The organism is Sphingomonas brevis (assembly GCF_023516505.1).
GTDB classification, from domain to species: Bacteria; Pseudomonadota; Alphaproteobacteria; order Sphingomonadales; family Sphingomonadaceae; genus Sphingomicrobium; species Sphingomicrobium breve.
On the sequence record NZ_JAMGBB010000001.1, the window covers coordinates 640,717 to 656,178 of the forward strand.

Genomic DNA, 15,462 nt, shown 5'->3' on the forward strand with positions numbered 1-15,462 from the left:
AACCGCTGATAGCATCGACGAGCGCGTTCCAATCGCTAATCTCAGCCTTGGGATTGGTATTTTGGGGAAACAGGGAATGCGCTCGATCAATTCGGGTCGCCTGGCGGCGACCGCTTCGCTATTTGCATTGGCAGCGGCTTTTGCGCCTGGGGCGGCGCTGGCCCAGGATACTCCGGCACCGGAAGCGACCGAACAGGCCGACCCCAACGCCAACTCTGGCGATGCCGCGACTGCTGCTGAGCAGCCCGCCGCCGACAGCACCCAGGCGAGCGAGGGGACGATTGTCGTCACCGGTTCGCGCCTGCGCCGCGACGAGCGCAACAGCCCGGACCCCGTAACGATCATCGATCCGTCGATGGAGAACCGCGAGGGCAAGCTGGGATTGAACGAAGTGCTGCAGAGCTCCCCGCTGGCAGCCGGTTCGACCCAGATTACCTCGACCATTTCATCCAACTTCGTGGTCAATGGCGGCGAAGGCGTGCAAACGATTTCGTTGCGCGGCCTTGGCGCCAACCGCACCCTGGTCCTGCTCAACGGACGCCGAGCCGGCCCCGCGGGCGTTCGCGGCGGCGTTTCGGCGTTCGACCTTAACGTCATCCCGGTCGATGCTATCCAGACCATCGACATCCTGAAGACCGGCGCCTCGTCGATTTACGGTTCGGACGCGGTGGCCGGCGTGGTCAACGTGATCACCAAGAAGGATCTACGCGGGTTCGAGGTTCGTGGTTTCGTTTCCGCACCGACACATGGTGGCGGAGAGCAGTACAGCCTATCTGCAACCTACGGCCTTCCGCTGGGCGACCGCGGCAACATCATGCTCGGCGCCAACTGGTACCATCACAAGGAATTGGAGCGGGGTGACCGTTCCTTCCTCGGCTGCGAAGAGGAATTCGTAACTAACGAGGCAACTGGCAATCGCTCGGATCCAATCGATCCGCGTACCGGGGAGCCCTATTGCGGAGCTTTTCCAAACGCCCAGATTTTCCTGACGGACTTTTTCGGTGCGCCTAATTTGTGCGGGCCAGCGGTTCCAATCAATCCCAATACAGTGAATCCTCCATGCGGACCGGTGGCGCCGGGATCTACGCGTAGAAGGATTACGAGCATTCAGTTCAACTATCCGGGTTCGCGCCTCGACGAATTTCTGAATCCGCTGGCCGCACCGGTTTCGTTCGCTGATCTGCAAGCGCCTGCGGGCTTCTTCCCAGTTGGCGCCTACAACGCCACCGGCCTGGCAATGGCCAGAAACTACGATAGCCAGGTCGATGGTGACTCGGTCATTCCCGACACGCGTCGCTTTACGTTGTTCGGCGAACTTGGCTACGAGCTGAGCGATCGCGTCGACCTTTATGTCGAAGGCCTTTATAACCAACGCAAGACGAAGACCGACGGTTCTCGCCAACTGTTTTTCTACCAGTTTGCGGGTGATTCAGTCGTCGGCCTTCCATATTATTTCTGCGCGGGTGGTTATTACGCCGAAGGTGAACAGTGCGATCCGTTTGCCGCCGGCGATCCCTTGAACTCCGGCTTCACCTTCCCGGGATTGCTGCAACCGGTGATCAAGGCTCCGGCCAGTTCCAGCACTGACGTCAAATATTTCCGCGGCGTTGTCGGCCTTCGCGCCAATTTGGACAATGTCCTGCCGAATGGCTTCGCGGACTTCCATCTTCAATATAGCCGATCGGACGGAGACTATAAGCGCGACATCATCTTCCGCGACTCGATTGAATTCGGCGTAGCGGAATGGCGGACCGACCTCTGCGAGGGGACGCAAACCGCTATTCGCGGGGCGGACTGCATCGACATCAACTACACGGATCCGCGCGTTCTCATGGGCGACTTTACCGCCGAGGAGCGGGCCTTCCTGTTCGGAGTCGACAAGGGCAACACGCTTTACAAGCAGTTTAGCGGCGAAGTTACCGTCGGCGGCGATGTCTTCGAACTGCCGGCTGGCCCAGTAAAGGTTGCAATCGGCTTGCACGCCCGGAAGGATTCGATCAACGATGTCCCCGGCGAGGCAACGCAGACCGGCAACCTGTGGGCCAGCACCAGCTCCGGCATCACCAAGGGCTACCAGAACACCAAGGAAGCCTTTGGCGAAGTCGAAGTTCCAGTGTTCGAGAATTCTTCGATCGGTAAGTCGCTGACCTTGAGCGCAGCCGCCCGGGTGACCAATACCTATGCCAAGCGCACCGGACCGGTTTGCACGGCGCCAGGCGTCTGCGAATTCGACGGAGCCGAGGACTCGGACAAGGGTAACTGGACTTACAAGCTGGCCGCCAATTGGCAGACGACCGACTGGCTCCGCCTGCGCGGCACCTATGGCACGTCATTCCGTTCGCCTGCCTTGTTCGAGCAGTTCCTGGCAAACGAATCTGGCTTCATCGCCCAGTCCGCCGATCCTTGCGTTCGTTGGGAACTGTCGGAAAGCCAGGAAATACGGGATAATTGCGCAGCTGCGGGCGTTCCGATCAATCACACGGGCGGCGGCTCTTTCGAGAGTTTCTCGACCGGCGGCATCGGATTGCTTGACCCGGAAACCTCGAAGGCTTGGACGGTTAGCGCCATCTTCACGCCTCAGGGCTGGTTCTGGAACGGCGGCAAATTCAGCCTGACTGTCGACTACATCGACATCAAGGTGAAGGATGAGGTCACCCAACTTGGGTCAGCCAACATTCTCAACGGCTGCTATACGTCCGACAGCTTCCCGGACGATCCGTTGTGCGACCTGTTCGTCCGCGACGACCAGGGCCAGAACGCCAGCTTTGACATCGTGTCGCTGAACGATCCGTTCCTGAATATCGATACTCAGCACAACAAGAGCCTCGATTTCACGCTTCGGTTCCGTCAGGACATGGGCAGCATGGGAACGCTGTCGCTGCTGGGTCAGACGACCTACCAGCTGTCGGACAAGTTCGTCCTCTTCCAGGGCACTGAAGGCAACTTCAACGGCGAGGCCGGCGATCCCAAGTGGGTCACCGACATTAACCTGACCTGGGCGAAGGCACCGTTCACCATCACCTATGGCTTGCAGGTCATCGCCGCGACCAATGACATCGACAACCTCGAAGATGTCGGTGGAACGGCACTTACCGCGGGCAACTGTCTGGGCACTGACGCGGCCTATGCACTCCGCGGTGGACCTTACTGTCCGGTCTACAAGCTGCCGCGGGTGGCCTATCACAGCCTGTCGGCCGAGATTGAAGCAGCGAAGGGCTTTACCTTCCTTGTCGGCGTGTCGAACATTTTCGACAAGAAGCCGCCGCTGGTCTCGACCGTCGGCGCCCCAATCGCGGCGTTCGCCCAGGTGCCGCTGCTGGGCAGCTACTACGACTATTATGGCCGTCGCCTGTTCGTCAGCGCCAAGGCCAAGCTCTAAGCCGATTAGTGGCAACTCAAACGGGGCGGGGCACCAATGGTGTCCCGCCCTTTTTCTTTGGCGGGACGCGCCTTATGACGTTCCAATGATGTTCGGGGGAAGTGTCGGATGATCGTCGGTGCGGAAGCAGCGGCGGCAATCATTGTCATCGCCGCCCTGTGGGTCGCGTTCGCTGCTGCGCTGGCGATCCTTTCCGCTCGGCGGCTGAGGCGCGCGCAAGCAGTGCTCGGCGCGGCGCGTGGCATGCGATCATTGCTCGACGCGGCGCCGGCGCGAGCTCTGCTGATCGATGGCGACGGCAATGTCGAGGCGGACTCCAAGCTTGCGCGCGAGCTGGGCCTGACATCCACACCAGATCGGCTTGAGCATCTGTCGGCCGATGGGCGTGGGTTCGACCGTGAAGACTTCGATGCATTCGTTACCGCGCTCGACGACGTGCGGTTGGGTGGAGCGCCGCTACAACGACAGCTTCGCCTTGCCGGACGGAACAAGGTGGTCGAACTTCGGGCGGCGCTTGCTCCGGCGCCGGCAAAGCCCGGTTCCATTCTGGTCTGGCTGTTCGACATCAGCGACGCCGAAGCCGACCGCATGAAGCTGATCCGACGCCTACATCAGACTGAAGGGGCGCTCGACGCGCTGACCCATTTGATCGAGAGCGCGCCCTTCCCGATGTGGTATCGCGGCCCGGACCTGACGCTCGGCCTGGTCAACGCCGCCTTTGTCGCCGCGGTCCAGGGACAGGATGCCGCCGACGTGATCGAGCGCGGAAGCGAGCTGATCGATGCGGTCGGGCCGGAAGGCGCGCGGTCTGGAGCCCAGCAGGCGCTTGAAACGGGCCGGCCCTATTCACGCACTTTGCCAGCAACGATCGGTCAGGAGCGGCGGATGCTGCGGATTGTCGACGTACCGCTGGCAACCGGCGCCGTCGCCGGCTTCGCGGTCGACATTCAGGATTTGGAAGACGCACGCATCGAGCTGGCGCGGCACCAGGAATCGCAGCGCGAGCTGGCCGACCGAATGGCCGCTGGAGCAGCCCAGTTCGATGGCGAGCGCCATCTAGCCTTTTTCAACCAGCCATTCGCGATCATGGCTCAGCTAGAGCCGGAATGGCTGCTGGAACGCCCCGAGTTTGACCGCGTGCTGGATCGGATGCGCGAAAATGGCCGGCTGCCCGAAGTGCGCGATTTTCCGGCGTGGAAGGCGGAGAGGCGGGACTGGTTCACTTCGGCGGAAGAAACCATCGAGGAGGATTGGATCCTCGCGAATGGCGACCATTTGCGACTGCTTGCCCAGCCGCTGCCCGACGGCGGACTGCGTCTGATCTTCGAAGACCGCACCGAACAGGTCCGATTGGCTACCGCGCGCGACACGCTGCTTCGGGTGCGCGCCGCGACGTTCGACAATCTGTTCGAAGTGATCAGCGTGTTCGCTTCCGACGGCCGGCTCTACCTGTGGAACCGGCGGTTCAGTGAGTTGTGGGACCTCGACGAGAGCTGGCTGGCAGAACACCCACGTGTCGATGAGCTCGTCCCGGCGATGGCCAAGCGGCTGGTCAATCCAACTGCCGCGGCCCAGGTGCGTGAGCTGGTCCGCTCGACCACCAGCGGCCGTCAATCGGGGACGGGCCGCGTCTCGTTGACCGACGGTCGCCACCTTGATTTCGCGGCGGTGCCGTTGCCCGACGGCAATGCGCTGTTCACGATGATCGACGTCACGGACTCAAGCCGGATTGAGGCTGCGCTGCGCGAGCGCGCCACTGCCTTGGAGGAAGCCGACCGGGTCAAAACCGATTTCGTCGCCAACATGAGTTACGAACTTCGCACCCCGCTGACCTCGATCGGCGGCTTCGCCGAGATGCTGGCGGCGGGCTATGCGGGCAAGCTGCCATCGGCGGCATCCGACTATGTCGGAGCGATCCTCGAATCCGTCGAACGACTGTCGAAACTGATCAACGACGTGCTCGACCTGACTCAGGGCGACACCCAGGGCGTCGTGCTGGAGCGCGAGCGGGTCGATATTGCCGGAATGTGCCGCGCCGCCAGCGAAGCTCTGTGTTCACGCGTCGGTGAAAAGGGCCAGAAGCTGGAAGTTACTCTGGATCCCAGTGCCGGCAGCGTGATCGGCGATGCCCGGCGCCTGCGGGAGTCGATTGAACACATCCTCCGGAACGCTGTCGCTTACACCCAGGATGGCGGCCACGTCTGGCTGAAGGCCAGCGGCGACGACGACCAGGCGGTCGTCACCATTGTCGACGACGGCCCGGGCATTGCCAAGGAAGACCAGGCCCAGGCATTTGCTCGCTTCCATCGCTCGGGCGCCACTCGCGGCGATGCCGCACTGGGTCTCGGGCTCCCGCTGACGCGCCAATTCATCGAAGCGCACGGCGGGACCATCGAACTGGAATCGGCGCTTGGGAAGGGGACCAGCGTGACCCTCACTATTCCCCGTGCGCCACAATGAGGATCAAGGACGAAAAGGCCATGCTCGCCTTCGGGCGCAAGCTGGCGACCGCGTTGCGGCCTGGCGACGTCGTGACGCTGTCGGGTCCGCTGTCCGCGGGGAAAACGACGATGGTTCGCGGCTTGCTGGCGGGACTCGGCTATCGCGGCGAAGTGCCAAGCCCAAGCTTCGCGATCGTCCAGCCTTATGAAGAACTGGATCCTCCCGTCTGGCACGTCGATCTTTACCGGATTGATGACCCGTCGGACCTGGAGGAACTCGGTCTCGACGATGTCGGTGCCGAAGGGGCGTTGTTGATCGAATGGCCCGAGCACGCCGGTCACGGGACATGGCCTCGGGCGCTCGCCCTGTCCCTCGAAGCGCTGGAAGACGGCGCACGCGCCTTGACAGCCGAGGTCCCGGAGGCATGGGAAGGGCGATGGCCTCTCCGATGATCCCGCCTGATTCTGCACCTGAATTTCTCGCCCGCCATGGTTGGAGCGAAGCACAGATCCTGCCGCTGGCCGGCGACGCCAGCTTCCGCCGATACTTCCGCGTCCTGGCCGGCGACCGCCGGGCGGTGTTGATGGATGCTCCGCCACCGCACGAGGATCCGCGGCCGTTCGTGGCGATCGCCAACTGGCTGGGGGGTGTCGGCCTGGCGGCGCCGAGGATCCTTGCCGCCGACCTTGATCAGGGGCTGCTGCTGCTCGACGATTTCGGTGATGCCCGGATGCGCGAGACTCTCGATGCCGATCCAGCGGTCGAGCGCGACCTTTATGAAACGGCGGTCGATGTCCTTGTCCATCTGCACGACCATCCGCCGATGGCCGGGCTGCCGCCGCACGGGCTGAAGGAATGGCTGACAGAACTTCGCCTGTTTCCCGATTGGTATGCGCCAGCAGTTGGACTTGAGTCGATCGACGTAGACCAATGGGATGAGGCGTGGCGCACCGTGCTGCAACCCGTTGCTGCTGATGGTCTTGGTCCCGTAACCGTCCTGCGCGACTATCATGCCGAGAATGTCATGTTGCTCGACGGGAGAGGTGGCATTGGACGGTTCGGCTTGCTTGATTTCCAGGATGCCTTGGCCGGTCACCCGGCTTATGATCTGGTGTCGGTCCTTGAAGACGCGCGGCGCGACGTTTCGCCCGCGTTGGAGCGTGCGATGATCGACCGTTATCAGCAGAAAACCGGCGTCGGCGATGCGTTCGAGCGGGCCTATTGGACGCTCGCCGCTCAGCGCAATACGCGCATCCTTGGGGTCTTCTGCCGGCTGTGGAAGCGGGACGGCAAAGATCGCTACAGGCAGTTTCAGCCTCGCATGTGGGGCTTGTTGGAGCGCGACCTGGCACAGCCGGGCCTTGAACCGGTCAAAGCCTGGTTCGATGCACAGATCCCGGCATCCTTCCGCGCCGATGTCTGGCAGGCAGCGGCGTGAATCGCAAAGCGCGCGCCCTGGCCCTCCGCCCTGAAATAGAGGCTGCGGTTCCCGACACCGCGATGGTCATGGCTGCCGGCCTCGGCAAGCGTATGCGTCCGCTGACGGCTACCCGACCCAAGCCGCTGGTCGAGGTCGCAGGTAAGGCGTTGATCGACCATGCGCTCGATCGGCTGCGCGCCGCGGGCATCCACAAGGTCGTGGTCAACGTCCACTACCTGCCCGACGCGTTGGAAGCCCATTTGAAGGCCCGAGCCGGCGACATGGACGTCAAAATCAGCGACGAGCGCAAACAGCTGCTCGAGACCGGTGGGGGGATGGTCCAAGCCGAGTCGATGATCGGCGCCGATCCGTTCCTGGTGGTCAACAGCGACAATTATTGGGTCGACGGCCCGGCCGATACTCTTCACCTGCTCGCTTCTCTGTGGCGCGATCGGGATATGGACGCGCTGCTGCTGGTGGTTCCGCAGGCGCGGGCCGGCAATCATCGCGGACCGGGCGATTTTCACATGGCGGCCGACGGGCGGCTGACGCGGCGCGCCAAGGGCAAGGTCGCTCCATTCGTTTTTACCGGAATTCAAATGGTCTCGAAGCGCCTGCTCAAAGGCGCGCCCGCCGGGCCATTCTCGACCAACATTTTGTGGGATCGGGCAATCGCGGAGGGTCGTTGCTTCGGCGCGGTTCACCAGGGGCTGTGGTTCGATGTTGGCAACCCCGCTGCGATCAAGTCCACGGAGCGTGCCCTGCAAGATGGCTGAAGGCCGGCTGTTCCAGCGCCGGCATCCGTCCGACCCGCTCGTCTATTCGATCCCGGCTCATCGCAGCTTTGCGGACGCGCTCGCTATCGGGCTGATCAATGCGCTTGGCCGTGAGCCGCAATCGCTGGCCAAGGGCCGTATCCTGTTGCCGAACAATCGTGCAGTTCGAACCGTCACGGAGGCATTTGTTCGCGCCAGCGGCGGCGGATTGGTCCTGCCGCGCCTGATTGCGATCGGCGATCCCGATCTTGGCGAGAGGATTGGCGGCGCACTCGATCCGCTTGAACTGGCCGACGACATTCCGCCGGCGATTGATCCGCTCGAACGGCAATTGCTGCTTGCTCGCCTGCTTCGCGCGGCGGGTGAAAGCGCGGCCGAAGCAGTGCGCCTGGCTGACGAACTGGCGCGAACGATGGATGCGCTGGCGATTGAAGAGATTCCGGCAACTCGCCTGGTAGATGCCGTCAGCGAAACGCCCGACCTGGCGGAACACTGGCTCAGGTCGATCGAGCGGTTCCGGGCGATATTGGATCGTTGGCCCGCGATGCTTGCCGACCGCGGCGTGATCGACCTTGCCGAGCGGAGGAGCCGGCTGCTTCACGCATTGGCCGAGAGATGGGCGGCAAGGTCCCCTGACGGTTTCACAATTGCAGCGGGCATCACAACCTCCGCACCGGCGATTGCGGCACTGGTCGGCCGTGTTGCCCGGTTGGAAAATGGTGCGGTCGCGCTTCCGGCTTTGGCGGATGATCGGCTGATGCCCAAGAAGGAATGGGAAGCGCTTGGTCCCGGTGAGGATGGCCGCGGCGAGGAGAGCCATCCGCAATTTCATTTGAAACGGCTTCTCGACCGCATTGGCGTAGCACGAGACGAGGTGAAGCCATGGCAAGGAGGCGGGCGCGCGACTTCGCCGGCGGCACGTTCGCATGCCGTTGCGGCTGCATTGGTCGCACCCAGATTTAGCGAGAAATGGACGCAGCTTGCGACCGCTGAAAGGCGGCTGACGGGTATCCGCATTGCCGAACTGCCTGATCCAGCCAGTGAAGCCCAGGCTATTGCGATTGCCTTGCGCGAGGCAATTGACGAACCTGGCGCAACCGCCGCTCTGGTGACGCCGGATCGCGGCCTTGCCGCGCGCGTCTCCGCTCATCTGGCGCGGTGGGGTATCGAGGCTGACGACAGCGCCGGCCGGCCGCTCTCCCACACGGCGGCCGGTACCTTGCTGTTGGCGATTGCCGCGGCGGTCGCCGAGCGCCTTGCGCCGGTGCCATTGCTAGCACTGCTCAAGCATCCGCTGGTCGGCGGGGAGGGAGAGAGAAGGCGGGATTGGCTCGACGAGGTCCGGGCGCTGGACCTCGGGCTAAGGGGACCTCGCCCACGGCCCGGTCTCGACGGTCTCGATGAGTATTTTAGCGAGGAGGGTGCCAGTCGGACCTGGAACCAGCTTCGCGGGAAGGTCGCACATCTCGATGCGCCGCTGGGGGCGACACTCTCCCAGTTCGCGTCCCTGCTTCGAGCGGCAGTCGAGCCACTGGCGAGTGATGCCGCGTGGCGTGGGCCCGATGGACGCTTGGCGGCCGAGTTGTTGTCAGAGGTCGAACTTTCGGAAGATGCGTCGCTGCTGACCATCTCGCCCGATGACGTAATTCCGCTCTTGCGCAACATGATGGACAAGCTGCCGGTTCGGCGTCCCTATGGCGGCCATCCGCGCATCTTCATCTGGGGTCTGCTCGAAGCGCGGTTGCAAAAAGCAAATTTGATGATCCTGGGCGGGATGAACGAGGGGTCATGGCCGTCAGTTCCCAGCCCCGATCCCTGGCTCGCGCCGCAAATTCGACGCACGCTGGGCTTGGCCGGCGTCGAGTTCCGCACTGGTCTCGCGGCCCATGATTTCGCGAGTGCACTAGGCGCGCCCAAGGTTTTGCTGACCAGGGCCCGGCGCGATGGCCGCTCGCCGACCATCGCTTCACGATTGTGGTTGCGACTGCAGGCGATGACGGGCGGAATGACCCGCGACCAGCGGTTGGAACGGCTTGCGTTGGCGCTGGATGCCAGCGCGGTCATCGAACCCGCGCCGCGTCCCGCGCCACAGCCGCCAATCGAGGTCCGGCCAAAGCGGATTGCCGTAACCGATCTCGATCGGCTCAAGGCAGATCCCTTTGCCTTCTATGCCAAGGCCATACTCAAACTGCCCCGGCTCGATCCGGTCGATGCCGAGCATAGCGCTGCCTGGAAGGGCACCGCCGTTCATGAAGTGCTGGAAGCCTGGTTCGATCAGGACAAGTGCGACCCCGCCAAGCTCAAGGCTCGCGCAGAAGCAATGATCGGCGACGAAGCAATTCATCCCATGCTTCGCGCGCTCTGGTCGCCGCGATTGATGGAAGCGATCGAATGGGTCGCAGCGGAGTCCGAGCGTGATCGAATCGAAGGACGGTCGCCGATCCTTGCCGAGCAAAAGGGCGAGGCGGAGATTGCGGGCGTCACTCTGCATGGCCGGGTCGACCGGATCGACAGGCTGGCTGACGGCAAGTTTGCGATCGTCGATTACAAAACCGGTCAGGCACCGGCAAAAAAAGCAGTTGCAGAAGGTTTCGCGCTACAGCTCGGCCTGTTGTCGTTGATTGCCCGCGATGGGGGCTTTGGCGACATCAAGGGCGAAGCCGGCGCGCATGAATATTGGTCGCTGGCCAAGGATAGTAAGGGCCGGATTGGCTATCGGCGTTCACCCGACAAGGACGAGGGTCCCGAAGCGTTCGTTGCGCGAGCCTATGCCCATTTCGCCGACGCAGTTGCGAGGTGGCTAATTGGCGACGAGCCCTTCGAGGCCAAGCTCAACCCCGCTTATGCGCCCTATGAGGATTACGACCAGCTGATGCGGCTGGAGGAATGGTACGGCCGTGAATAGCTCAGTCCGACCCTTCGCCGTGCGATCCGCCGCGCTTGGGCTTTTTGACCTTGGAGGCATAGAGCAAGGCAGCAACTATCGCCGCCGATCCGATTCCGACCGCGACACCCGCCTTTACCAGCTTCGCACGCCGCTCTTCATCGCGCCTGTCGTCGTCGCTCATGCCATCCTCTCGTTAGCCAGTCGGCTTCGTCACTATGCGCTTCGGACGGCCAAGGGAAGCGCCGCATGAAGAGCAGACTTAGGGCTTTTCATCCGCTTGAAGGTGCCCAGGCCGCGGCGTCGGATCCGCTGGTGCATGCTGCACTGTCGGCTTCGGCCGGAACGGGCAAGACCCACGTCTTGACAGCGCGCGTTCTGCGCCTGTTGCTGCGCGGGACGGCGCCATCGTCGATCCTCTGCCTCACTTTCACCAAGGCCGGCGCGGCCGAGATGGCGAACCGGATCAGCGAGCGACTGGCGCAGTGGGTCCGGATCCCGCCCGAAGCGCTGCGCAACGATTTGCTTGCGCTGGGCGAAGACAATAGTCCGCCGGCCCTCGACCGCGCCCGCCGCCTGTTCGCCGAAGTGCTCGAAGCGCCGGGCGGGGGATTGCGCATCCAGACCATCCATAGCTTTGCGCAGTCGCTGCTCGCGTCCTTTCCAGTGGAAGCTCAAATTACGCCCGGCTTTCGCCCGATCGAAGGGAGGGCGGAACAGGAGCTGGTTCGCCGGACGTTGGCGTCACTTCTCGAACAGGCGGAAGCAGGCGGCGACCGACGGCTGCTCGACGATGTTTCGGCGCTAAGCCTCCGCCTCGGCGAAGGGGGTGCCGAAAATTATTTGATGGCCTGTGCCCGCGCCCACGAAGCCGTGGAAGCGCTAAGCGAACCCTCGACGATTGAAGCGCGCCTGATGGCAATGATCGGGATCGACGGCGGCGATGCAGAGGCCGAGGTAGCTCAACGGCTCAGCGATGACGAAATCGATTTGGACCTGTTCGAGCGTTTGATTGCGGCCAACAGGCTATGGGCGACCTCCACTGGCGACAGGATCGCCGCCAATCTGACGGCATTCCTAAATTCGCCGGGACAGCGATCGTCGCTTCTCGCGGGGCTTGGGTCCGGCTTGGTTACGGCAAAAGGCGAGCCTTGCGCGGTGAAGCCGAAGCAATTGGCAGCCGACCCGCAATATGACCAGTTGGCGCTCGATTTCGCTGACTGGTGGGTATCGCTCCGCACGCTGGTGAGTGCCGCGGAACTTGCCAGAATTCAGGCCGCCGGGCTGCGGGCGGGGCAGGCCTTCGCTCGCGCCTATGTGCAGGCCAAGCGCGCCGCCGGGGTCGCCGATTTCGACGACCTGATTGCCTGGACTCGCCGTTTGTTTGGGCAGCCGGGGATGGGCGAATGGGTCAGTTACAAGCTCGACCAGCGCACCGACCACATCCTGGTTGACGAGGCGCAGGATACCAACCGCGACCAGTGGGAAATCGTCGGCGCGCTGGCCGAGGAATTCTTTTCCGGTAGCCCGGAAGCCGAAGGGCGCAGGCGAACCCTGTTTATGGTCGGCGATTACAAGCAGGCAATATTCAGCTTTCAGGGGACTGACCCAAGGGAATTCGAGCGGTTCAGGCTGACGGTTGCCAGGCGGGTCGGCGAAGTGACTGCGGCGGCGGATGAGGCCGAGTTTCGTGCCCGCGAATTTCGCGACCTGTCGATTGACGCCAGCTTCCGTTCGTCGCCCCCGATACTCCAGCTGGTCGACGCATTGATCGGTGAAGTGGGCCATTCCGAAATGGGACTCAGCGAGCGGCCCAATATTCACCGGGCGCACCATGCCAATCGTCCAGGCCGCGTTGAAATCTGGCCCGCCTTCGACCCTGCCGTGGAGGACGACGATCTCGAGGAAGGCGAAGAAGGCTGGATCGACGAGCCGACGCGCCGCTATGCCGACGCCATTGCCCGCCAAGTCCAGCGCTGGCTTGCAGAAGCGCCTATTCTCGCAACCACCGGCCGACCGCTTTCGCCCGGCGACATCATGATCCTGGTCCGCAGCAGGACGGAGCTGGCATCGCTGATCGTAGCTAGACTTTACGCCCAGCGCGTTCCCGTTGCCGGAATCGATCGGCTGCATCTCCACAAGCCGCTTGCGGTCAAGGATCTGCTGGCTGCGGTTGGCTTCGCGGTCCAGCCGCTGGACGATCTCAACCTCGCCAGTCTGCTGGTTTCACCCTTGATCGGCTGGAATCAGGACCAGCTCTTTGGCCTGGCGCATGGCCGAACCCGCAAATTATGGACGGAGCTCGCTGCGCGGCGCGATCAACAGCCTCATTGGGCGGAAGCCCACGCCATCCTGTCGAACTGGCTGGCGATGGCGGACTATGTCACGCCTGCGCAATTCCTCGAAACTGTCCTTTCCGGCCCGCTCGATGGTCGGCGAAAGCTGTTGAAGCGGCTCGGCGAAGCGGCGCGCGACCCGATCGAGGAACTGGTGTCGAGCGCCATGCTTTTCGAACAGGAAGAGATCGCCTCGCTCGACCGCTTCATGGCCTGGTTCAGCCAGGGCGAAGTCGAAGTGAAGCGCGACCCCGCTGCACCTTCAAATGCGGTGCGAGTGATGACCGTTCACGGTGCGAAAGGGCTGGAGGCGCCGCTGGTCATACTCGCCGATGCGACCCATGATCCGGACCGGGTTGGCGGAACCTCGCCGATTGTCGATGTGCCGGTCGAAAATGTCGGCGCCATCCCGGTAATCCGCCCGCGCAAGGAAGAATGCGCGCCGGTCTTTCGGGCGTTGATCGATGAGGCCAAGCGTGTCGGCCAGGAAGAGCATTGGCGCCTCGCATATGTCGGCCTGACCCGGGCGGCAGAGCGATTGGTGATCGCCGGAGTCAAATCGAAAAAAGATGTGCCGCAAGGCAGTTGGCACTCCGCGGCGTCGCGGGCGATGCAGTCGCTCGGAGCGGAGCCGGTCGAGGTCGAGGGATGGGGCAGCAGCCTGGTTTGGGAGGGCGACGCCAAAGCCCTGATTTCTCGCAAGACCGCAAAACCGACGTTGGAGCCGATCGCGGTACCCGAGCTGTTACGGCGGCCAGCGCCGCCGGAAGCGCGTCCGCCGCGACCGTTGGCGCCATCCCAGATCGCCGAGGATCGCGACAGTGCGCCTCCTCCCGGGCCCGAACTGCGCGCCGCTGCCCGGCGAGGGACATTGCTTCATTCGCTGTTCGAGCGATTACCGGCTGTCGCGCCCCACGATCGCCGATCGCTGGCGCTGCGCTGGCTGGAACGAGTTGGGATCGAGCCCGACGCACGTAATGAAGTCGTTGACGCGGCCTGCGCCCTGGTGGGCGATCCCCAATTCGCCGACTTGTTCGGCCCGGACTCGCTGGCTGAAGCGCCAATAGCCGCAACACTCGCCGATGGCCGCGTCGTTGCGGGTACCGTCGATCGGCTTTGCATCGGACCGGAACTGGTGCGCGTGATCGACTTCAAGACCGGCCGGTCCATTCCAGCTGGCATTGAAGCAGTTCCGTCCGGTCACCGCGCCCAAATGGACGCCTATGTCGACGCACTTAAGATTATTTTCCCGGGCCGGCGGATCGAGGCGTCATTGCTCTACACAGCCGGGCCGCAGCTGATTAGGCTGCCGGGTTGAGGTTCGCCGAGTCTCTCCCCACATAGGTTGCAAATCGCAATCCAAGGAGTCCCAAATGGGCCAGAATACGAAGACCGTTACCGACCAGAGCTTCCAGGCGGATGTGCTCAGTGCCGACAAGCCCGTACTCGTCGATTTCTGGGCGGAATGGTGTGGTCCCTGCCGGATGATCGCTCCCGCGCTCGAGGAAATTGCCGCGGAGCTTGGCGACAAGGTCACGGTGGCAAAAATCAACATTGACGAGAATCCTGACACGCCGGGCAAATATGGCGTTCGCGGTATCCCGACCATGCTGCTGTTCAAGAATGGCGAAGCGGTCGCTCAAAAGGTTGGCGCCGCGCCGCGCAGCCATATTCAGCAATGGCTTGAGGGCGAACTCGGCTAAGCCGGGGGCTCGGTTCCATCGAGGCCAACCGTATCCGGCCTGAACCGGTCATATTTTGGCAGGCGGTCGTCAATTTCGATCCAGGGGAGCCTGCTCGTCCAGAAAATGTGGAAGCCGGGACGCACGCGTCCCGGTTCGTCCAGCGTCGCAACGCTGAAATCGATCGTGTCGGGCTGATGCTTGACGTGGGTGTACAGGGGAGTGCCGCATTCGCCGCAAAATGCCCGGTGACCAAAGCTGCTGGAAGCGACACGCCGGACGGCAGCTTCACCCTGGTCGAACCGATAATCCGCTAGCGAGACGGTCGCGAACACCATCGCAGGCGATCCGCTGTTGAGCTGGCAGGTGCGGCAGTGGCACCAGCCGGCATCATAGGGTTCGCTCGCCAGCCGGAATCGAACCGTCCCGCAGAGGCATCCGCCAGTACAATCGTCCATCGGGACCCGCTAGGCCGCCCCTTACGGCCGGTCAATTGACTAGGGCGGGTGCGCTCCCTACATCGCGCCGCACCATCGCCCGCGC

General features: G+C 63.1%; 10 protein-coding genes. 8 read left to right on the forward strand and 2 right to left on the reverse strand.

Going from position 1 to position 15,462, the window contains the following annotated elements:
* The first annotated feature begins 76 nt into the window (after positions 1–76).
* The 6 genes from LZ518_RS03405 (at position 77) to LZ518_RS03430 (ending at position 10,922) form a co-directional block, all read left to right on the forward strand.
* Positions 77–3,379 (forward strand): TonB-dependent receptor domain-containing protein, encoded by a 3,303-nt coding sequence (locus tag LZ518_RS03405; RefSeq protein WP_249914630.1) that lies wholly within the window; start codon positions 77–79, stop codon positions 3,377–3,379.
* Between the two features lie 108 nt (positions 3,380–3,487).
* The gene (locus tag LZ518_RS03410; protein ID WP_249914631.1) at positions 3,488–5,839 is read left to right on the forward strand and encodes a sensor histidine kinase; all 2,352 of its coding nucleotides are present in this window, start codon (positions 3,488–3,490) and stop codon (positions 5,837–5,839) included.
* Positions 5,836–6,273 (forward strand): tRNA (adenosine(37)-N6)-threonylcarbamoyltransferase complex ATPase subunit type 1 TsaE, encoded by a 438-nt coding sequence (gene tsaE / locus LZ518_RS03415; protein ID WP_249914632.1) that lies wholly within the window; start codon positions 5,836–5,838, stop codon positions 6,271–6,273. Before LZ518_RS03410 ends, tsaE begins: the two co-directional genes overlap by 4 nt.
* A complete protein-coding gene (locus LZ518_RS03420) occupies positions 6,258–7,259 on the forward strand; it encodes an aminoglycoside phosphotransferase family protein (RefSeq protein WP_249914633.1) in 1,002 nt (333 codons plus the stop codon). Before tsaE ends, LZ518_RS03420 begins: the two co-directional genes overlap by 16 nt.
* Before the next feature lie 62 nt (positions 7,260–7,321).
* Entirely contained in the window at positions 7,322–8,017 is a 696-nt protein-coding gene (locus LZ518_RS03425; protein WP_249916488.1) for a nucleotidyltransferase family protein, read from the forward strand.
* Positions 8,010–10,922, forward strand: a complete 2,913-nt coding sequence (locus LZ518_RS03430; protein ID WP_249914634.1) for a PD-(D/E)XK nuclease family protein — start codon at positions 8,010–8,012, stop codon at positions 10,920–10,922. The genes LZ518_RS03425 and LZ518_RS03430 overlap by 8 nt, the downstream gene beginning before the upstream one ends.
* A 1-nt stretch (position 10,923) precedes the next feature.
* On the opposite strand, the gene LZ518_RS03435 is transcribed toward LZ518_RS03430, so the two are convergent.
* A complete protein-coding gene (locus tag LZ518_RS03435) occupies positions 10,924–11,085 on the reverse strand; it encodes a hypothetical protein (protein WP_249914635.1) in 162 nt (53 codons plus the stop codon).
* A 65-nt stretch (positions 11,086–11,150) separates the two neighbouring features.
* Between LZ518_RS03435 and addA the strand changes: the two genes are divergently transcribed.
* Complete coding sequence (gene addA, locus LZ518_RS03440) at positions 11,151–14,555, forward strand: double-strand break repair helicase AddA (RefSeq protein WP_249914636.1); 3,405 nt, start codon at positions 11,151–11,153, stop codon at positions 14,553–14,555.
* 55 nt (positions 14,556–14,610) lie between these two features.
* A complete protein-coding gene (gene trxA, locus LZ518_RS03445; protein WP_249914637.1) occupies positions 14,611–14,940 on the forward strand; it encodes a thioredoxin TrxA in 330 nt (109 codons plus the stop codon).
* On the opposite strand, the gene LZ518_RS03450 is transcribed toward trxA, so the two are convergent.
* A complete protein-coding gene (locus LZ518_RS03450; protein ID WP_249914638.1) occupies positions 14,937–15,377 on the reverse strand; it encodes a GFA family protein in 441 nt (146 codons plus the stop codon). The two genes, trxA and LZ518_RS03450, sit on opposite strands and share 4 nt — an antisense overlap.
* Between the last annotated feature and the right edge of the window lie 85 nt (positions 15,378–15,462).

Coding starts and splice junctions, on each gene's coding strand:
- LZ518_RS03450 (WP_249914638.1), bottom strand. CDS start 15,377: ATGGACGATTGTACTGGCGGATGCCTCTGCGGGACGGTTCGATTCCGG.
- LZ518_RS03430 (WP_249914634.1), top strand. CDS start 8,010: ATGGCTGAAGGCCGGCTGTTCCAGCGCCGGCATCCGTCCGACCCGCTC.
- addA (WP_249914636.1), top strand. CDS start 11,151: ATGAAGAGCAGACTTAGGGCTTTTCATCCGCTTGAAGGTGCCCAGGCC.
- LZ518_RS03435 (WP_249914635.1), bottom strand. CDS start 11,085: ATGAGCGACGACGACAGGCGCGATGAAGAGCGGCGTGCGAAGCTGGTA.
- trxA (WP_249914637.1), top strand. CDS start 14,611: ATGGGCCAGAATACGAAGACCGTTACCGACCAGAGCTTCCAGGCGGAT.
- LZ518_RS03405 (WP_249914630.1), top strand. CDS start 77: ATGCGCTCGATCAATTCGGGTCGCCTGGCGGCGACCGCTTCGCTATTT.
- tsaE (WP_249914632.1), top strand. CDS start 5,836: ATGAGGATCAAGGACGAAAAGGCCATGCTCGCCTTCGGGCGCAAGCTG.
- LZ518_RS03425 (WP_249916488.1), top strand. CDS start 7,322: ATGGTCATGGCTGCCGGCCTCGGCAAGCGTATGCGTCCGCTGACGGCT.
- LZ518_RS03410 (WP_249914631.1), top strand. CDS start 3,488: ATGATCGTCGGTGCGGAAGCAGCGGCGGCAATCATTGTCATCGCCGCC.
- LZ518_RS03420 (WP_249914633.1), top strand. CDS start 6,258: ATGGCCTCTCCGATGATCCCGCCTGATTCTGCACCTGAATTTCTCGCC.